Genomic DNA, 19,316 nt, shown 5'->3' with positions numbered 1-19,316 from the left:
GCCCCCCGGGGGGGGGGGGGGCCCTTCCCCGTGGTCCCCGCCCCCCCCCCCCCCGCCCGCCCCCCTCCCCGCCCCGGACTGCCGCCCCCCTCCCGCACCCAGCACACCCCTCTCCGTACCCATCAGGCCCCAGAAAGGGGAAGGCACGATGACTCAGCGCCCGATCGCCCTCGTCACCGGGTGTTCGTCGGGGATCGGACGGGCCACCGCGCTGCGCCTGCACGCCGCCGGCCACCGCGTCTACGCCACCGCCCGCAAGCCTCAGACCCTCGACGAACTCGCCGTGCGCGGCCTGCACACGCTGGCCCTCGACGTCACCGACCCCGACTCCGCCAAGGCCGCGGCCGAGACCGTGGAGGCCGAGCACGGCGCGGTGGACGTCCTCGTCAACAACGCGGGATACGGGCTGTCCGGCACCTTCGAGGAGACCTCGCTGGAGCAGGTGCGCGAGCAGTTCGAGACCAACGTCTTCGGCCTGGTCCGGCTCACCCAGCTGGTGCTGCCCGGCATGCGCGCCCGCGGCACCGGCACCGTCGTCAACGTCTCCTCGATCTTCGGGCGGTACGCGGCCCCTGGCGGCGGCTACTACCACGCGAGCAAGCACGCCGTCGAAGCCCTCAGCGACGCGCTCCGGCTCGAGGTGGCCGCCTTCGGCATCAGGGTCGTGCTCGTCGAACCGGGGCCGGTGCGCACCCCATGGGGCCGGCGGTTCATGGACCACATCCCGCACGGCAGGGCCCGCGACGACTCCCCGTACCGCCGCTTCCACGAACGGACGGCGGCCTACTACGACAGCATCTACAACGGCACCCGCAGGACCCTCGCCGGCACCTTCGCCATCGAGGCCGAGCAGGTGGCCGGCACCATCGTCCGGGCCGCCCGGTCCCGCTCCCCGCGCTCGCGCTACCCGGTCGGCTTCCTCGCCGCCAGCACCATCGCGCTGCGCCGGCTGACCCCGGACCGGATCTTCGACAACGCGTTCATACGGCGCCAGTTCCCGGTGCCGTGAGCGGCGGACCCGGCAGCTTCCCCGGCGAACCAACGAGGTGACGACAGACATGACCAGCCTGGCACCGACCCCCGCGACCGCACCCGGCGGCGCGGTCGCCCCCGGCCCACGGGGCGTCCCCCTGCTGGGCAACCTGCCCCAGTGGAAGTCGGACACCGCCCAGTTCCTGCTGCGCGCCCAGCGCGACCACGGCGAGGTCGCCCGGCTGCGCCTCGGCCCCTACACCGTGCACCTGGTGACGGCCCCCGACGCGGTGGGACGGGTCCTGAAGGAGAACAACGCCAACTACACGCGCGGCGTGCTCTACGAGCAGTTCCGGATCGTCATGGGCGACGGGCTGCTCACCACCGACGGCGACTACTGGAAGGCCCACCGCAGGACCGTCCAGCCGGTCTTCCTGCGCAAGGCGGTCGCCGCCATCGGCCCCAACGTGGTGCGCGCCACCCAGGAGATGCTCGACGACTGGGAGGTCCGCGCCCGCCGCGGCGAGCCCGTCGACCTGGTCACCGAGACGCTGCGGCTGACCCTCGTCACGCTCAGCCGCTCGCTGTTCGGCTACGACATCCGGCCCGCCGCGCCGGTGCTGAAGGACATCGTCGGCAACGTCATCGAGGTGATGTTCAAGCACGGCTCGGCCGCCGAGTTCATGCCCTCGTGGCTGCCGACCCGGCGCAACCGGCTCATCGCCCGCGACCGGCGGATCTTCACCCGGCTCGTCACCGAGATCCGCGACCGGCACGCGGCCACCGGTGAGGGGCCGCTGATGGAGCTGATCGAGGCGGCCACCGACCCGGTCACCGGCGCCCGCTGGAGCGACGACGAGATCCGCGACGAGATGCTCACCATCTACCTCGCCGGACACGAGACCACCGCCGTCGCCCTGCTGTGGACCCTGGTGTCCCTCGCCAACCACCCGCCCGTCGCCGAGGAGCTGGACGAGGAGCTCGACCGGGTGCTGGGCGGCGCCGAGCCCACTCCCGAGGACGTGGAGCGGCTGCCGTACACCGCGCGGGTCGTCGACGAGAGCCTGCGCATGTACCCGCCGATCTGGATCTACCCCCGGGACGCCGTGGCCGACGACGAACTCGGCGGCTTCCACATCCCCGCGGGCTCGTCCGTGCTGCTCTCGCCGCTGGTCTCCCACCGCAACCCCCGCTACTGGGACAACCCCGAGGCCTTCGACCCGCACCGCTTCGATCCCGAGCGGGTCGGGGAACGGCCCCGGATGACCTACTTCCCGTTCGGCGCCGGCGCGCGCATGTGCATCGGCAACTTCATGGCCCTGCTGGAACTGCGGATGATCACGGCGATGATCCACCAGCGGTTCCGGCTGAAACTGGTCCCCGGCGACCTCCTGCGCTACGGCGACACCGCCATCTCGCTGCGCCCGCTGACCAAGGTGCTCGCCCACCTCGAGCCGCGCGAACGGGGAGGCCGGGCATGACCGCGGTGACCGGCCCCGCCGCCTCGTCCGCCGCCGGCCCGGCACCCTCCCCGGCGGACGACGTCGCCGCGGCGGTGGCGGCCGCCCGCCGCGCGCAGCCCGGCTGGGACGCGCTCGGCTTCGCCGGACGGCGCAAGGTCCTCGACGCGTGGTGCGCGCTGATGCTGCGCCGCTCCGACGAGCTGATCGACCTCATCCGCGCCGAGACCGGCAAGACGGCCGACGACGCCCGTCTCGAAGTGGTCCTCGTCGCCCAGCACTTGAGCTGGGCGGCCGCGCACGCCGCCCGGGTCCTGGGCCGCCGCCGGGTCCCGCCCGGGCTGCTGATGTTCAACCACGCGGTCGAGGTGACGTACCGGCCGCTCGGCGTCGTCGGCGTCATCGGCCCCTGGAACTACCCGGCGTTCATCCCCGTCGGCCCCGTCTCGGCCGCCCTCGCCGGCGGCAACACCGTCGTGCTCAAGCCCAGCGAACTGACCCCGAGGACCGGCGAGTGGCTCGCGGCCACCCTGGCCGAGGTCAGCGGCGGCACCCGGGTGCTGCACGTCGTCACGGGCGACGGGGCGGCCGGCGAGGCGCTGTGCCGGGCCGCCGTCGACAAGGTCTCCTTCACCGGCTCCAGCGCCACCGGACGCCGCGTCATGGCGGCCTGCGCCGACAACCTGACGCCGGTGGTGATCGAGGGCGGCGGGAAGGACGCCATGGTCGTCGCCGCCGACGCCGACCTCGACGCCGCCGCCGACGCCGCGGTCTGGGCGGCGATGACCAACGCCGGGCAGACCTGCGTCGGCCTGGAGCGCGTCTACGTCGTCGACACCGTCGCCGACCGCTTCCTGGACCTGGTAGCCGAGCGCGCCGGCGCCCTGAGTGTCGGCGACGGGCCCGACGCCGACCTCGGCAGGATCGTGCTGCCCCGGCAGCTCGAGGTCATCGCCGGCCATGTGCGCGACGCGCTGGCCCGCGGCGCCCGCGCCGTCCTCGGCGGCCCGCGGTCCGTCACCCCGCCGTACGTCGCCCCGGTCGTCCTCGCCGACGTGCCGGAGGACTCGGCCGCCGTCACCGAGGAGACCTTCGGACCGGTGCTCGTCGTGAACCGGGTGGCCTCCGTGGAGGAGGCCGTGGAGCGCGTCAACGCCGGCGGCTACGGACTGGGCGCGTCCGTCTTCACCCGCGACCGGGGCCGCGGCCGCGGCGTCGCCGCCCGGCTGCGGGCCGGCATGGTCTCCGTCAACGCCGTGATCGCCTTCGCCGGCATGCCCGCCGTCCCCTTCGGCGGGGTCGGCGAGTCAGGCTTCGGCCGGGTCCACGGACCGGACGGGCTGCGCGAGTTCACCCGCACCCAGGCCGTCACCCGCCGGCGGTTCCGGCCGCTGATGCAGCCCACCTCCTTCCGCCGGCGCCCGGGAACGATGCCGGCCCTGGTGCGCATGGTGCGCGCGCTCCACGGCCGGTGACGGCGACCGCGACACCCTCGCCCCGACGGCCCCGCGCACCCGCCCCGAAAGGAGTCCACCGCACATGACCACCACCTCGACCGACACCGTGGCCACCGGCCTGGCCCGGCTCGCCGACCACGCCTCCCGGGCCCACCCCTACACCCTCCTGAGGGAGTTGCGGGAGGCGTCCCCCTTCACCGACCCGGCCAGCGGCATCGTCGTCGTCGGCCGGCGCGCGGACTGCGAGACCGTGCTGCGCAGCCCCCGCGTCAGCAGCAACCGCCTGGGCGCCGGCATCACCAAGGTCCCCCAGCAGCCCAATCTGCTGAACCTGGACGCACCGGACCACACCCGGTTGCGCAGGCTCGCCGGAAAGGCGTTCAAACCGCGGGTCATCGAGCGCTGGCGGCCCCGCGTCCAGGCCATCGTGGACGAACTGATCGCCGGTATCGCCGCGAGCGGCGCCGAGGACGTGGACATGGTCTCCGGCTTCGCCTACCCGCTGCCCGTCCGCGTGATCTGCGAGATGCTCGGCGTGCCCCGCGAGGACCACCCGGTCTTCGAGAAGTGGGCACACGCCATCGCCTTCACCGTCGACCCCGCACTGGCCCCCGGCGAGCTGACCACCGAGGTCGAGGAGAAGGTCGAGGAGGCCCGCGACGGTTTCGTCGGCTACTTCACGCGCCTCATCGAGGAACGCAGGCACGACCCGCGCGAGGACATCCTGTCCGAGCTGATCGCCGCCGAGGAGGAGGGCGACCGGCTCACCGGACGGGAGCTGATCCTCACCTGCGTCCTGCTGCTGGTCGCCGGCCACGAGACCACCGCCAACCTGATCCTCAACGGCCTCCTCGCCCTGCTGCGCGATCCCGCCCAGCTCCAGCTGCTGCGCGAGCGTCCCGAACTGGCCGAGGCCGCGGTGGAGGAGGTCCTGCGCTACGACGCCCCCGCCCAGATGGTCACCCGGATCGCCCGGGAGCCGTTCACCCTGGGCGAGCACGAGGTGGCCGCGGGGCAGCCGCTGCTGCTGTTGCTCGCAGCCGCGAACCGGGACCCCCTGCAGCACCGCGACGCGGACCGCTTCGACATCACCCGCGGCGATCCGGGGCACCTGGGCTTCGCCGCCGGACCCCACTTCTGCCTCGGCTCCGTGCTGGCCCGCATGGAGGGCGCCGTCGCCCTCGACGCCTTCGCCCGGGCCTTCGTCGAACCGCGGCTGGACGAAGCGTCGTTGCACTACCGGCCGCATGTGTCCGTACGCGGCCCCGACCGGCTGCGGATCACCTTCCGGGACGTCCGGCCGGCCCGTCCGGCCACCGCCGGCCGGGCCGGGGAGCGGGAGGCCGGGCATGTCTGAGCAGCGGTGGGAGGTGAGCGTCGACCCGGGGCGGTGCGTCGGCTCCGGAGTGTGCGCGGCCGTGGCGGGACGTCACTTCGCGGTGCGCGACCGCCGGTCCCACGTGGTGCACCCCGTGTCGGAACCCGACGAGGCGGTGCTGGACGCCGCCGAGACCTGCCCCATGGAGGCCATCACGGTCCGGGAGGCCGGCTCCGGCGCCCTGCTCGCCCCGGTGGAATGACCGTGACCGGGGCGGTCAGGCCGGGAGACCTCGTCACGGTGACCCACCGGCCGCATCCGCTCCTGGGCCGGCGGCTGACGGTACGCGCGGTCCGCGGCCGGGGCGCCGAAAGGCTCCTGTGCGAGCGCCCCGGCGGGGGACTGGTCACCGTCCTGCCGTCCTGGACGGACCGGGCCACGGCCGCCCGGCCCGACCAGGACCGCGAGCCCCGCCCCGGGACACCCGGCCGGTCCCGCCCAGCGGCCGGCGGAGCCGCCTTCCCGGTGTCCGACAGCGCACTGCACCGGCTGCGGGCCACTCTGGCGCTCTCGGTGGAACGCTTCGTCGGCCTGGACGCCGTGAAATCCTTCGGCACCCCGGGAATGCCCCGGACGTCGCCGCGCCATTTCTCGGCGGACGAGAAAGAGAAGCCGGTTTCTCGCCCGGTGAGAAAGAGCTGACGGTGTTTCACCTGCCCTTGTTAGGCTGCCCGGGATCAGTCTGCGGTCGGGGGACCGGTCGGAATTCCGGTGACGAAGGGGGAATCGTCCCGACCCATGGGAGTCGCCAGCATGACGAAAAGGCCTGCCGCCCTCCTCCGAGGCTGCGGGAAACTGCTCCTCGGCATGGAATGGGACCCCGTACTGGGGCGCGCGGCGGTGGTGCACCTGATCAGCGGCGCCTCGTTCTCGACATTCTGGAGTTACGCGGGTGTCTGGGCGATCGAGGCATTGGGCGCCACCACCGGCCAGGTGGGCCTCATGTTCCTGCTCAGCGCCGTCCTCAGCCCACCCGCGGCCTGGCTGGGCGGCTTCGTGTCCGACGCCGTGGGCCGCCGCAGCGTGCTGGTGGCGAGCACCGGCCTCCAGTCCCTGCTGATCCTCTGCCTGTGCCTGATCGGACACAGCGTGGCCTGGGGCATCGGCCTGGTGGTCCTGGCCGGGGTGGTGTGGGCACCGGGACGCTCCGCCGTCAACGCCATCGTCGCGGACGTCGTCCCTCCGGAACGCCGCGACCAGGCGTACGCGAGCCTGCGCACCGCCAACAACCTCGGCGTGGTCGTCGGTCCCCCGCTGGCCGCGCTGTTCCTGTTCCTCGGCGACTGGACCGCGTTCCTGCTCGGCATCGCCCTGCTCGGCGCTCTCACCTGCGCACTCGCCGTACGGCTGCTGCCGCGCGACCGGGCCCGCACCCACCGGGACGGCACCACCGCACAGACCGCGCGCGTGGTGCTCACGGACGGGTCGCTGCTGCTGCTCCTGGTGGCGACGCTCCTCGGATTCATGGTCTACATGTCCTTCGAGACGGTGCTGCCGGTCATCGCGGTCACGTCCTTCGGCTTCGCCCCCGAGACCTGGGGCCTGCTGTACGCCATGAACCCCGTGGTGGTGCTGCTCTTCCAGGTGCGGCTGACCCGCTGGACCCGGACCTGGCCGGCGTCCGTCACGCTGAGCGTCGGCGTGCTGCTGATGGGGCCGCCGTTCCTGTTCTTCCTGATCTCCCATCACGTCGCGGCCGTGGTGCTCGTGGTGCTCGTCTTCGCCTTCGGCGAGATGCTCTGGGTGCCCACCATGCAGGCCACCGTCGCCCGCCTGGCGCCGCCCCACATGCACGGGGCCTACCTCGGCGGCTACACCAGCAGCCAGCTCCTTGCCTGGATGATCGCGCCGCTCACCGGACTGCGCCTGCAGGAGTCCCTCGGGGACCGCGCCATCTGGGTCTTCTTCACGGCGCTGTCGGCCGTCAGCGTCGCCGCGTCCCTCACGGCGGTCCGCCGCAGGCACCGCACGAAGCCCGACGGCCGCGCCGACGACCGGTCCGACGCGCCGGAGTCCTTCCGCCCCGACCCCTCTCCGGAGAGAGCCCCGTGAGCCACGAACTGCGTGCCGTCGAATGGACGGGCACCTCCCTGTCCCTCATCGACCAGACGGCCCTGCCCGGCACCCTGCGACGCCTGGACATCCGTGACGTGGAGTCGCTCATCGACGCCGTCGTCCGGCTCGCCGTGCGAGGGGCCCCCGCCATCGGCGCGGCCGGCGCGTACGGCGTCGCCCTGGCCGTGGCGCAGGCCGGCCGGGAGAACTGGACCGACGGCCGCCTGGCCGACGCCGTCGCCCGGCTGCGCGCCGCCCGCCCCACCGCGGTGAACCTCGCCGTCTGCGTGGACCGGGTCGCCGCGCGGATCCCCGAGGGCCGGGACGCCGTGCTCGCCGAGGCCGACGCGATCCTGCGGCAGGACCTGGCGGCCAACCGGGCCATGGCCGAGGCCGGCGCCGACTGGCTGGTCGAGCGGGTGGCCGCCGACCGGCCGCTGCGGATCCTCACCCACTGCAACACCGGCGCGCTCGCCACCGCGGGCATCGGCACCGCGCTCGGCGTCATCCGCGAACTGCACGGCCGGGGACTGGTCGAGACGGTGTACGTCGACGAGACCCGCCCCCTGCTCCAGGGCGCCCGGCTGACGGCGTGGGAGCTGGCGCAGGAGGGCATACCGCACCGGGTGCAGGCGGACGCGGCGGCCGCCGCCACCGTCGTCGGGGGACTGGTGGACGCGGCCGTCGTCGGCGCCGACCGGATCACCCGCAACGGCGACACCGCCAACAAGACGGGCACCCTGGGCGTCGCCCTGGCCTGTGCCCACGCGGGCCTGCCCTTCATGGTGGCCGCGCCCTCCGACACCATCGACCTCGCCACGGCCACCGGCGCCTCGATCCCCATCGAGCAGCGCGGCGAGGAGGAGGTGCTGAACCTCATCGGCGGCGGCATCACCGCGCCGGACGGCACCCGGACCCGTGCCCACAACCCGGCCTTCGACGTCACCCCCGGCACCCTCGTCACCGCACTGGTCTCGGAACGCGGGGTCCTGGAGGTCGCGGCGGGCCAGCTGCCCGGGGACCACTGGGACTGACCCGAGGACGACGGGACGCCCGGCCCCGTGCAAGGGCCGGGTGTCCCGGTGCGGCGGCCGGCGGGCTGCCGCCTATCGCCCCTCCGCGAGCTCCAGTTCGAGCAGCCACTCGACGACCTCCGTGTGACGGCGGGCCTCCCGCGGGTCCGCGCCCCACGCGTACAGGCCGTGGCCGGCCACCACGACCGCGGGCACCCGCGGGTCCAGGACCGCCTCCAGACGGTCGCCGAGGACGCGCATGTCCTGGGAGTTGCCGATCACCGGCAGCACGACCTCCTCGTCGTGCGCGGCCCGCCCGAGGCCCTTGAGCATCTCCAGGTCGCGGAACACGATGCCCCCGGGACGCCGGCGGCCCATCGCCACCGAGGCGACGGTGTGCACGTGGACGACGGCGCCGGCACCGGTCAGCCGCACCACCCGGGCGTGCAGGGCGGCCTCCGCGGACGGCCTCCCGGCGGCCGGGGCGCCCGGCACGGCCCCGCCCTCCGCGTCCACCAGGACCGTGTCCTCGGGGCGCAGCTCACCCTTGTCCAGCCCGCTCGCCGTGACCAGCAGGCGCAGCGGGTCCCGGCCGGTGACCACGGACAGGTTCCCCGAGGTCCCGCGCATCCAGCCGAGCGCCGCGAACCGCGCCGCCTCCGCGGCCAGCGTCCGGCCCGCGGCCGCCGTCCGAGGCGCACCGCCGGTCGTGGTTCCCGTCATGACATTCCCTCCGCGAGGACGAGGTCGATCTCCGTGAACGAGCGCACACCGGGGTGGTCCGTGCCGTCGGCCTCCCGGTGCGGCTCCTCGGGCCGGAGCAGCAGGCCCGTGAGCCATCCCGCCTCCCGCGCCGCGTCCAGTTCGGCCGCCCGGTCGGACAGGAACAGGGTGTCCGCGGGCGCCGCCCCCGTCGCCGCGGCGATGGCGCGGTAGGACGCGGACGCCGTCTTGGGCCCGGCGTTGCGGGTGTCGAAGAAGCCGCTGACCAGCTCCGACAGGTCGCCCTCCGCGGTGTGCCCGAACCATGAGCGCTGCGCGGACACCGAGCCGGAGGAGTAGACGTACAGCCGCACCCCCCGCTCGTGCCAGCGCCGCAGGACGGGGACGACGTCGGGGTAGAAGTGCGAGGTGAGGTCGCCGCGCGCGAACGCCTCGGCCCAGATGATGCCCTGGAGCGTCTTCAGCGGCGTGACCTTGCGGTCCTCGTCCAGCCAGGCGCCCAGGGCCCGCTCGATCCGGCGCGCGTCCGCCTCCGGTTCGCCGAGCAGCTCCCGGACCTGCGCGACGGCGCCCCGCACCTCGGGCTCGTCCCGCCGTGCGGTGAGGAGCCCGGCGAAGCGGAGGCGGGAGTACGGGTACAGGACGTCGGTGACGTGGCGGGTCGCGCTGGTGGTGCCCTCGATGTCCAGCACCACGGCGGCCGCCCGGCGGCGCAGCGTCACGCGTCCGCCCCGGCGTGGCCGGCCATGAGCGTGTCGAAGCCGGGGAACCGCCCGGCGATCTCGCTGCCGGTGAAGGTGCCGATCCAGCCGTCCTCCTCGTGGAAGAAGCGGATCGCGGTGAACGACGGCCGGGTGCCCATGTCGAACCAGTGCGTGGTCCCCTTCGGCACGCCCAGCAGGTCGCCCTTCTCGCACAGCACGGCGTGCACCACGCCGCCGGCGTGCAGATAGAAGACCCCCGCGCCGGAGACGAAGAAGCGCACCTCGTCGTCGTCCTCGTGGGTGTGCTCGGCGAGGAACTTCTCCCGCGCCGCGCGGGCCCGGTCCGCCCAGTCCGGGGAGCCGTCGGGGTGCAGCGAGACGACGTCGACGGTGCGGAACTCCTCCTGGGCGGTCAGCGCCTCCACCTCACCGGCGTAGGCGGCGAGCACGGCCTCGGCACCCGCACCGGGCGGCAGGCCGTCCCGTACGGGCCACTGCTCGTAGCGGACGCCGAGCGGGGCCAGCGCCGCCGCGATCCGCTCCGGATCCGAGGTGCGGTCCAGCACGGTCCCGGGGCCGGAATCGGGCCAGGTGGTCAGCAGCGTCATCAGCACTCCATCCGCGAAAAGAAGGCCGGCGGATCCTTCCCGGACCACCGGAGGGATTTCACCGTCGGTGGATCGTACGGCATTTGTACAACCCCCGGCAGGGCGAAATCATTTCTTTCTCACCGGCCGAGAAGAACAGTATGTTTCTCGCCCGGTGAGAAACGTCCCGAGGTGGACCGTAAGGCCCTGCGCATACCGGGAACAGGCCTCTTTCCAGCGCGTTCGGTCACCACCGCGGCGTCCGGACGGCATTGACAACGGCAGGCCGCCCATATTTGGCTGTTCGACGCTTGCCGAGGAAAGGCGAGGAAGCGGTCGTCGTCCGGTGAAGAATGAGGGTTGAGGGTACGGAATGGCGGAACAGAAGAAGTCGGACCCGGGTTCACGGCCGGCCGGCCGATGCCTGCACGACCAATTCGCCGGACAGGCGCGGCGGCGCGGGAATTCCGTCGCGGTCGTCCAGGGCGAACGCTCCCTGACGTACGCGGAACTGCACGAGCGGGCCCGTGCCCTGGCCGCCCGGCTGCGGGCCGAGGGAGTCGGACCCGACGTGGTGGTCGGTCTCTTCGCCGAGCGGTCCGTCGAGATGCTCATCGGCATGATCGGCATACTGGAGGCGGGCGGCGCCTATCTGCCGCTCCGGGTCGACGACCCGGCGGACCGCGTGTCGTTCATCCTGCGCGACGCCGGAGTACGGGTCGTCGTCACCACCCCCGCGACCGACGAGCGCGGCCTCGTCTTCGACGGGGTCCGCGTCCGCGCCGACGCCGCCGATGCCGCGGACCCCGTGGTCCCGGAACCGGAGACGGCCGCCCTCGCGAACGAGGAGAACCTCGCCTACGTCATCTACACCTCCGGGACCACCGGCACCCCGAAGGGCGTGGCCGTCCCGCACCGCGCCGCCGCCCGGATCGTCCGCACCGGCCTCTACGGCGACTTCGACGAGCACCAGACGTTCCTCCAGGCCTGTCCGCTCTCCTTCGACGCCTCCGTCTTCGAGATCTGGGCGGCCCTCGCCAACGGCGCGCGGCTGGTCCTGCTGGAGCAGCAGCGCTCCTCGGCGGACGCCGTCGTCGACACCGTGCGCCGCCACGGCGTCACCACCTGCTGGCTCACCCCCACCCTGTTCAACCAGCTGGTCGACGAGGGCCGGCTCAAGGACAGCGGACTGCGCCAGGTGGTCATCGGCGGGGAGGTGGTGTCCACCCCGCACCTGGCCCAGGCCATGCGGTCCACCGACATCCGCTTCGCCAACGGCTACGGACCCACCGAGGCGGGGGTGTTCACCTGCTGCCGCATCTTCCAGGAGTCCGACCTCGCCTACGCGCCCCCGCCGGTCGGCACCCCCCTGCCCGGCACCCGGGTGTGGATCCTGGACGAGGGGATGCGGCCGGTGCCCGACGGGGAGCTGGGCGAGCTGTACATCGGCGGACCCGCGCTCGCCCGCGAGTACCACCGGCGCCCCGACCTCACCGAACGGGCCTTCCTGCCCGACCCGTTCGGCGAGACCGCCGACGGCCGGATCTACCGATCCGGCGACCTCGGCCGGATGCTCCCCGGCGGACTGGTCCAGGTGGTCGGCCGCACCGACGGCCAGGTCAAGATCCGCGGCAACCGGGTGGAGCTGACCGAGGTCGAGGCGGCCCTCCTGGACGAGCCGACCGTCGCCCAGGCCGCCGTGGTGGACCGGGGCGAGGGCGCCGGCCGGGTACTCGCCGCCTACGTCATCCCGGCGCACGGCGCCGCACCCACCGTCGCCGAGCTGCGGGCCCGGCTCGCCACCCGGCTGCCGGACTACATGATCCCCAGCGAGTTCCACCGCCTGGAACGGCTGCCGCTCACCCGGCACGGCAAGACGGACCGCGCCGCCTTGCGCGCCGGCACCGAGGCGCCCCGGCTCGGCCTGGGCACCGCCTACCGGCCCGCCGCCGACGAGCTGGAGGCGATGCTCGCCGGGATCTGGGCCGAGGTCCTCGGCGTGCCGTCGGTCGGCACGGACGACAACTACTTCGACCTGGGCGGCACCTCGGTCACCATCAAGCAGGCGCAGCTCCGCCTGGAGGAGCGGACGGGCGTCCGCCTTCCCTCCACGGCCCTCTACGAATACCCCACCGTGCGCGCGCTCGCCGCGGCCATGGCCAAGCACGAGGTGTGAACCCTGTGAACGCTCAGCCCACCGACCCCCACTGTCGCGACATCGCCGTCATCGGCATGGCCGCCGAACTGCCGGGCGCAGACGACCTGGACGCCTTCTGGGAGAACATCCGCCAGGGCCGCGAGTGCCTCACGCACGGCTCCCCGCGGGTCGTCGAGGACCACGCCACCGGCCGCCGCACGGTGTACGCCCGCGGTGTCCTGAAGGACGTCCGCCGCTTCGACGCCGAGTTCTTCGGCATACCGCGCCGCGAGGCCGAGGTCCTCGACCCGCAGCACCGGCGTCTGCTGGAGCTGTCCTGGAACGCCCTGGAGGACGCCGGCCACGACCCGTACCGGCTGCGGGAGACCGTCGCCGTCTACACCTCGGTCGGCCCCAACACCTACTACGGCACCCGGGACTTCGGCGCGCGCTCCGCCGCCGAGCAGATGCTCGTCCAGCTCTCCAACGGGCCCGACACCCTGCCCACCCGCATCTCCTACAAGCTCGGCCTGACCGGTGAGAGCGTCAACGTCCAGTCCGCGTGCTCCTCCGCCGCCGTCGCCGTCCACCTGGCCTGCGAGGCGCTGCGGGAGGGCAGGGCCGACATGGCGCTGGTCGGCGCGGCCAGCATCAGCGCCCTGGAGACACTGGCGTACGAGCACCAGGACGGGTTCATCCTCTCCGCGGACGGCAGCACCCGCGCCTACGACAAGGGCGCCAGCGGCTATGTGGAGGGCGACGGCGCGGGAGTGCTCGTGCTGCGCCGCCTCGACGACGCCCTCGAAGCACGGGACAACGTGCACGCGGTCATCAAGGCCGGCGCGGTGAACAACGACGGCCGTGCCAAGGCCGGTTACTCGGCCCCCAGCGTGGAGGGACAGGCCCGGGTCGTCAAGGCGGCGCTGGAGGCCTCCGGGGTCCCCGCCGACACCATCGCCATGGTCGAGGGCCACGGCACCGGCACCCAGGTCGGCGACCCGATCGAGCTGCGCGGTCTGGCCCGCGCCTACCGGGCCTTCACCGACCGCACCGACTACTGCGCCCTCGGCTCGGTCAAGGCGAACATCGGCCACCTGTGCTTCGCCTCCGGCATCGCCGGTCTGCTCAAGGCCGTGCTGTGCCTCAAGCACGGCGAACTGCCGCCCATGGCCGTCCTCGAGGAGCCCAACCCCGACCTCGACTTCACCGACACGCCGTTCTACCTCAACCGGACGCTCAAGCCCTGGCCGGGCCCCGGCCCCCGCCGGGCCGGCGTCAGCTGCTTCGGGATGGGCGGCACCAACGCCCACTTCGTCCTGGAACAGGCACCCGAACCGGCCGCCGGGACCGGGGGATCCGGCCCCCGCAGGACCCTGCCCGTGGTCCTGTCGGCCCGCGGCGACGAGGCCCTCGCGGAGGTACGGCGCCGCCTGGCCGCCCATCTGCGCGCCCACCCCGGCACCGACCTCGGCGCCCTCGCCCACACGCTCGCCACCGGCCGCCGCCCCTTCGCCCACCGCTGGGCCGTGGCCGTGGACTCCACCGAGGCGCTGCTGCGCGCCCTCGACGGCGAGGCGCCCGCCGCCGACGGCTCGCGCGCCGCCGAACTGGCCCGCACCTGGGCCGACGGCGGCGAGGCGGACTGGGACGAGGTGTTCGAGGAGGCCGACCGGCGCCGCATCTCCCTGCCCGGCTACCCGTGGCAGGGCGAGCGGCTGTGGATCGAGGCCACCCCGACCGGCGACCAGGAGGCCGTCGAACTCGAGGCGGAGGAGCAGGCCCCGGTCGCCCAGTGGCTCCACCGGCCCGCCTGGGAACGGACCGCGCTGCCCCGGCCGTACCTGACCGGCGACCTGCCGCCCGTCGAGGGCGTCACCCTGCTGTTCGGCGACGGCGGCCCGGCCGGTCCGCTGGCGGCCGAGCTGACCGCGGCGGGACGGACCGTGCTGCACGTCGCGCCCGGCGACCGGTTCGAGGTCACGGACGACCACCACGCCGTGGTCCGGCCCACCGAGGCCGAGGACTTCCGGCAGCTGGTGGACCGGGCCGTCACCCTGGGCGGCGCGGTGGCCGAGGCCGTCCACCTCTGGTCCTACGGACCGTCGGCCGACCAGGACACCGGCATCGCCCGCGGCGCCCTCACGGTCCTCCACCTGGTGCAGGCGCTCGCCGCTGCCGGGCAGCGCACCGACCTGTGGATCGGCACCGAGAACGCGCAGACCGCCCCCGCGCCCCGCCCCGGGGCCGGCGCACCCGAGGACGACCTCCGCACCCTGCGGCTGGAGGCGTCCGCGGCGCTCGGACTGTGCCGTGTCGTCCCGCAGGAGCACCCCGAACTGCGCTGCCGTGCCGTCGACTTCGCGGCGGACACCCCGCCCGGGCAGGCCGCCGCCGGCCTGCTCGCGGAGATGGCCTCCCCGAGCGACGACGCCGAGGTGGTCTACCGCGGCGGCGACCGGCTGCTGCCCACGGTGGAGCCGGTGCCCGCCCCGGACGGCGGCCCCGTGCCCGTGCCCGTACGCCCCGGCGGGGTGTACCTCGTCACCGGCGGCCTGGGCCGCATCGGCCTGGTCGTCGCCGAGGTCCTCGCCCGCACCGCCCCGGTCCGGCTGGCGCTCGTCTCCCGCACCCCCGACGCGGACGCGCCCGGCGTGCGCCGGCTGCGCGAACTCGGCGCCGAGGTGCTGGTGCTGGGCGCCGACGTGGCCGACGAGGCGGCGATGCGCGGCGTCGTCGACGAGATCCACGCCCGCTGGGGAGCCGTCGACGGCGTGGTGCACTCGGCGGGCATCGAGGAGAGCCGCAACTTCTCCTTCATCGCCGACACCGGCACCGACCGGGCTCTCGCGGCCCTGCGCCCCAAGGTTCCCGGCATCGCCGTCCTGGACCGGGTGACCCGCGACGAGCCCCTGGCGTTCTGCCTGGTCTGCTCCAGCATCGACACCCTGCTCGGCGGCATCGCCTTCGGCATCTACTCGGTCGCCAACCGCTACCTCGACACCTACGCGCACTGGCGGCGCGCCCACGGAGCCCCCTGGACCAGCGTCGACTGGGACTCGTGGCGCTTCGACGAGAACGGCTCCGGACGCATCGGCGCCGCCGCCGCCCGCACCGCGATCCGGCCCGAGCAGGCGGGCGACGTCCTGGGCGCCGTACTGACCGGCGGGGAGGCGCAGCGCGTCGTCTCCACCGTGCCCCTCGCCGCCCGCGTCGAGCGCATCCGCCGCGCCTTCGAACGCCGCCGGCAGGACGCCGCCGCCCGTGAGGGCGCACCGGGCGCCCTCACCCGCGAGGAGACCGGCAGCCTCGTACGCGACGTCGTCGGGGAGATCACCGACACCCCCGAGCCGCGGGACGAGGACGAACTGCTCGCCGTCGGCTGCGACTCGCTCGCCCTGCTGGAGGTGGTTGTCCGGCTCGAGGGCGCGCTGCGGCTCAAGCTGCCCATGGCCGACCTGTGGGGCTGCACCACCCTGTCCGACCTCGCCCAGGTCTGCTGGGCGGCCGGCGGGGCACAGCGGACGGACGGCGGCGACGGCGCCGAGGAGGCGCTGCGCTATCTCGCCGGCTGACGCGGCACGGCGCTCCGCGTCCGCGCGGAGCGCCCCCGAGACCTCCACTCAGAGGCGTCTCGCGCAGACGCCGGCCGAAGACGGGTGACCCAACCGATGGAATTCGACCTTGCCAGGGCCCGCGCCGACACACCGGGCGTCGCCCACGTCGTGCACCTGAACAACGCGGGCGCGAGCCTCGCCCCGCGCGCGGTGACCGACGCCATGACCCGGCACCTCGCGCTGGAGAGCACCGTGGGTGCCTACGAGGCCGCCGAGCGCGCCCACGAGGAGGTCGCCCGCGCCCATGACGCGCTCGCGGCCCTGCTGAACGCCCACCCCGACGAAATCGCGATCATGGACAGCGCGACCCGCGCCTGGGGCATGGCCCTGTCCAGCATCCCACTGCGCCGCGGGGACCGGGTGCTGGTGTCGCCCGTCGAGTACGGCAGCAACCACATCTCGCTGCTCCACCTCGCCGAACGCACGGGCGTCCGCCTGGAGTTCCTGCCGGTCGACGGCAACGGCCTGGTCGACACGGCCGCGCTGGAGCAGCGCCTGGACGAGCGGGTCAAGCTGGTCGCCATGGCCCATGTGCCCATGCACGACGGACTGGTCAACCCGGTCGCCGAGGTGGGCAAGGCGGTGCGCCGGACCGACGCCCTGTTCCTCGTCGACGCCTGCCAGTCGGTCGGCCAGCTCCCGGTGGACGTCCGGGACTTCGACTGCGACCTGCTGGTCGGCTGCGGACGCAAGTACCTGCGCGGCCCGCGGGGCACCGGCTTCCTCTACGTTGCCCGCGACGTCGCCCCCCGTCTCACCCCCGCGGTGCTCGGCCTGGACGGCGTCGAGTGGCACGGCGGGGAGTACCGGATCGCCCCCGGCGCCCGCCGCTTCGAGACCTGGGAGGTCAACGCCGCCGCCCGCATCGGGCTCGGGGTGGCCGTCGACTACGCCCGCGGCTGGGGCGTGGAGCGCACCTGGCAGCGGGTCCGCGCCCTCGCCGCCGGACTCCGCGCCGACCTCGCCCGGGTGCCGGGCGTCACGGTCGAGGACCGGGGCGTGGAGCGGTGCGGCAACATCGCCCTCACCTTCGCCGGCCTCGACCCCTTCCGGGTGCGCGCCGAACTGCTGCGCGCCGGCATCAACAGCTGGGTGTGCCTCGACAACGCCGCCTGCCACGACATGCAGCAGCGCGGCCTCAGCCGCCTGCTGCGGATCTCCGTCCACTACTACAACAGCGAGGCCGAGCTGGAACGGCTCTGCTCGGTGCTCGCCGGCGTCACCTCCGGAACGAAAGCGAGGGCCTTCGCATGACCGCATCGGCATGGATCAAGCGGCCCCGGCCGCGCCCCGGGGCCCGCGCGAGGGTGTTCTGCGTCCCGCACGCCGGCGCGGGACCGTCGTACTACGCCCACTGGGTCTCCGAACTCCCCGAGGACGTGGAGTTGTGCCTGGTGCACCTGCCGGGCCGCGAGGCGCGGCTGGCCGAGCTGCCGCTCGACGACATCACGGCCATCGCCCGGCGCGTCGGCCGTGCCTGCGCGGACCTTCTCGACCTGCCCTTCGTCCTCTTCGGTCACAGCATGGGCGCGCTCGTCGCCTACGAGACGGCACGGCGGCTCCCCGTCGCGCCCCGCGGGCTGTTCGTCTCCGCCTGCCCGCCCGCGCACCGGCTGGTCGAGGAGCCTCCGGTCGCGCACCTGCCCGACGACGAGTTCCTCGCCGAGGTCCGCCGCGCCTACCAGGGCATACCGGACGAGGTGGGGAACGACCGGGCCCTGATGCGGATGATGCTGCCCGCCCTGCGCGCCGACTTCGCCGCCTACGAGACCTACGAGTGGGTCCGGCGCGCCCCGCTGACCTGTCCCGTCACCGTGCTGGGCGGCTCCGCGGACGCCCTGGTGCCCGCCGCCTCGCTCGACGGCTGGGCCGAGCTCACCGACGCCGGGTGCGAGGTCGAGGTGTTCGACGGCGGCCACTTCTACCTCACCGAGGCCCGCGGGCGGGTCCAGCGGATGATCGCCGCCGCCCTCCGGACGGACGCGGCGCTCCCGCAGACCGCCGGCGCCGGCCCGGAACGGGGGGCCGGGGCATGACCGTGTGGACGACCGACAGCCTGACGGAGGCCCGTAGGACGGGCTGGGACGGCGTCGTACCGCCCGACGACCTCTTCCGCTCCCCGGGCTGGCTGGCGCTGGAGAGCGAACAGACCAACCTGCCGCCCCGCTACCTCCTGGCGGGCGAGGACGGCCGGGCCGAGGCGGGCCTGTCCTGCTACCCCCTCGACGCCTCCTCGGAGGCCTGGCCGTTCATGCGCGTGGACCTGACCGTGCGCATGCTCGCCGGCGCCCGGGGCGTCGAACCGGACGAGGACACCGGCCGGGCCGTCGACGCCCTGCTGCCCACCCGCCTGTTCGGCGGCCGCAGGGTGCCCGACACCGCGCTCGTCACGGCGCCCGGACTCCCCGGGGACCGGCGCCGGCGGCGGATCGCCGAACTCGTCGCGGCCGGCGAGGACGACGCCCGGACAGCGGGCGCGGCCAGCGCCGCCTTCCTCTTCGTCGCCGCCACCGACACCGGGCTGCGGGACGTCCTGCGCGAGCGCGGCTACGCCGAGTTCCCCACCGCCCACTACTCCACCCTGCGGCTGCCCGCACCGGGCTTCGAGGCCTACCTGGGACTGCTCCCCGGCGACCGCCGGCGCAAGGTGCGCTACGAGCGCCGCCGCCTCGAGGCGGCCGGCGTCCGCTTCCGGGTCGAGCCCCTCACCCCCGACCTGACCGGGGAACTCGTGCCCCTGCTGCTGAAGCACGGCAACAAGTACGGCCACGCCTACGCCCCCGAGGCGCTGACCCGCACCCTGGAACTGCACGCCCGGCACTGCGGCGCGGACGCCGAGGTGATCACCGCCCGCTCCGAGGACGGCGCGGTGCGCGGCTTCTCCCTGGCCGTCCGCCGGGGCGCCCGGCTGTACATCCGCCTGACCGGCTACGACTACGACTGGCAGGGCAAGCTGCCCCTGTACTTCGCCCTGTGCTTCTACGAACCGGTGGAGCACGCGAGCCGGATCGGCGCGACGACGCTCGACTACGCCGTCGCCTCGGAGAGCACCAAGCTCTCCCGCGGCTGCACCCAGGAACGCCGCTACGGCTACGTGAAGGCCTTCGACCCGGCGACGCACACGACCGTCGCCCGGCTGCTCGCCCGCCTCGCCGACGAAGCCTGATCGCCGCCTGCCCGGCCACCGCACCCTGACCGCGCACCGTACTCGCCGAA

At 74.2% G+C, this 19,316-nt stretch carries 16 protein-coding genes; 13 read left to right on the top strand and 3 right to left on the bottom strand.

Annotated features, from left to right (window positions below):
• Positions 1-148: 148 nt before the first annotated feature.
• The 8 genes from AB0E77_RS09470 to mtnA all read left to right on the top strand — a co-directional run bounded on the left by AB0E77_RS09470 (position 149) and on the right by mtnA (position 8,356).
• The gene (locus AB0E77_RS09470; RefSeq protein ID WP_361567921.1) at positions 149-1,009 is read left to right on the top strand and encodes an SDR family NAD(P)-dependent oxidoreductase; all 861 of its coding nucleotides are present in this window, start codon (positions 149-151) and stop codon (positions 1,007-1,009) included.
• Positions 1,010-1,058: 49 nt separating this feature from the next.
• Positions 1,059-2,453, top strand: coding sequence for a cytochrome P450 (locus AB0E77_RS09465; protein ID WP_361567919.1), 1,395 nt, complete (start codon positions 1,059-1,061; stop codon positions 2,451-2,453).
• On the top strand, positions 2,450-3,907 hold the full coding sequence (locus tag AB0E77_RS09460) for an aldehyde dehydrogenase family protein (protein WP_361567916.1): 1,458 nt from the start codon (positions 2,450-2,452) through the stop codon (positions 3,905-3,907). Before AB0E77_RS09465 ends, AB0E77_RS09460 begins: the two co-directional genes overlap by 4 nt.
• 64 nt (positions 3,908-3,971) lie before the next feature.
• Positions 3,972-5,246, top strand: a complete 1,275-nt coding sequence (locus AB0E77_RS09455) for a cytochrome P450 (protein ID WP_361567913.1) — start codon at positions 3,972-3,974, stop codon at positions 5,244-5,246.
• On the top strand, positions 5,239-5,469 hold the full coding sequence (locus AB0E77_RS09450; protein WP_361567911.1) for a ferredoxin: 231 nt from the start codon (positions 5,239-5,241) through the stop codon (positions 5,467-5,469). The genes AB0E77_RS09455 and AB0E77_RS09450 overlap by 8 nt, the downstream gene beginning before the upstream one ends.
• A 263-nt stretch (positions 5,470-5,732) precedes the next feature.
• Positions 5,733-5,909: a hypothetical protein gene (locus AB0E77_RS09445; RefSeq protein ID WP_361567908.1), complete on the top strand. Its 177-nt coding sequence runs from the start codon at positions 5,733-5,735 to the stop codon at positions 5,907-5,909.
• Positions 5,910-6,020: 111 nt separating this feature from the next.
• Entirely contained in the window at positions 6,021-7,319 is a 1,299-nt protein-coding gene (locus tag AB0E77_RS09440) for an MFS transporter (protein ID WP_361567905.1), read from the top strand.
• Positions 7,316-8,356 (top strand): S-methyl-5-thioribose-1-phosphate isomerase, encoded by a 1,041-nt coding sequence (gene mtnA, locus AB0E77_RS09435; RefSeq protein WP_361567902.1) that lies wholly within the window; start codon positions 7,316-7,318, stop codon positions 8,354-8,356. Before AB0E77_RS09440 ends, mtnA begins: the two co-directional genes overlap by 4 nt.
• Before the next feature lie 72 nt (positions 8,357-8,428).
• On the opposite strand, the gene mtnB is transcribed toward mtnA, so the two are convergent.
• From mtnB to AB0E77_RS09420, 3 genes are read right to left on the bottom strand one after another with little or no spacing between them, the layout of a single operon-like run.
• A complete protein-coding gene (gene mtnB, locus AB0E77_RS09430) occupies positions 8,429-9,058 on the bottom strand; it encodes a methylthioribulose 1-phosphate dehydratase (protein WP_361567899.1) in 630 nt (209 codons plus the stop codon).
• Positions 9,055-9,780: an acireductone synthase gene (mtnC, locus tag AB0E77_RS09425; protein ID WP_361567896.1), complete on the bottom strand. Its 726-nt coding sequence runs from the start codon at positions 9,778-9,780 to the stop codon at positions 9,055-9,057. Before mtnC ends, mtnB begins: the two co-directional genes overlap by 4 nt.
• Positions 9,777-10,370: a cupin gene (locus AB0E77_RS09420; RefSeq protein ID WP_361567894.1), complete on the bottom strand. Its 594-nt coding sequence runs from the start codon at positions 10,368-10,370 to the stop codon at positions 9,777-9,779. Before AB0E77_RS09420 ends, mtnC begins: the two co-directional genes overlap by 4 nt.
• Before the next feature lie 352 nt (positions 10,371-10,722).
• Here AB0E77_RS09420 and AB0E77_RS09415 point away from each other — a divergent pair, with 352 nt between their 5' ends.
• The 5 genes from AB0E77_RS09415 (at position 10,723) to AB0E77_RS09395 (ending at position 19,266) form a co-directional block, all read left to right on the top strand.
• Entirely contained in the window at positions 10,723-12,525 is a 1,803-nt protein-coding gene (locus AB0E77_RS09415) for a non-ribosomal peptide synthetase (RefSeq protein ID WP_361567892.1), read from the top strand.
• Between the two features lie 5 nt (positions 12,526-12,530).
• Complete coding sequence (locus AB0E77_RS09410; RefSeq protein WP_361567889.1) at positions 12,531-16,058, top strand: SDR family NAD(P)-dependent oxidoreductase; 3,528 nt, start codon at positions 12,531-12,533, stop codon at positions 16,056-16,058.
• A gap of 96 nt (positions 16,059-16,154) precedes the next feature.
• Positions 16,155-17,354 carry an aminotransferase class V-fold PLP-dependent enzyme gene (locus tag AB0E77_RS09405; protein WP_361567887.1) on the top strand — a complete coding sequence of 400 codons (1,200 nt, stop codon included), beginning with the start codon at positions 16,155-16,157 and terminating at the stop codon, positions 17,352-17,354.
• Entirely contained in the window at positions 17,351-18,136 is a 786-nt protein-coding gene (locus AB0E77_RS09400; RefSeq protein ID WP_361567883.1) for an alpha/beta fold hydrolase, read from the top strand. Before AB0E77_RS09405 ends, AB0E77_RS09400 begins: the two co-directional genes overlap by 4 nt.
• Positions 18,133-19,266 (top strand): GNAT family N-acetyltransferase, encoded by a 1,134-nt coding sequence (locus tag AB0E77_RS09395; protein ID WP_361567880.1) that lies wholly within the window; start codon positions 18,133-18,135, stop codon positions 19,264-19,266. The genes AB0E77_RS09400 and AB0E77_RS09395 overlap by 4 nt, the downstream gene beginning before the upstream one ends.
• The last annotated feature ends 50 nt before the right edge of the window (positions 19,267-19,316 follow it).

It is taken from the genome of Streptomyces sp. NPDC032940 (assembly GCF_040636935.1).
Taxonomy (GTDB): domain Bacteria; phylum Actinomycetota; class Actinomycetes; order Streptomycetales; family Streptomycetaceae; genus Streptomyces.
This window is presented reverse-complemented; position numbering and strand designations above follow the sequence as displayed.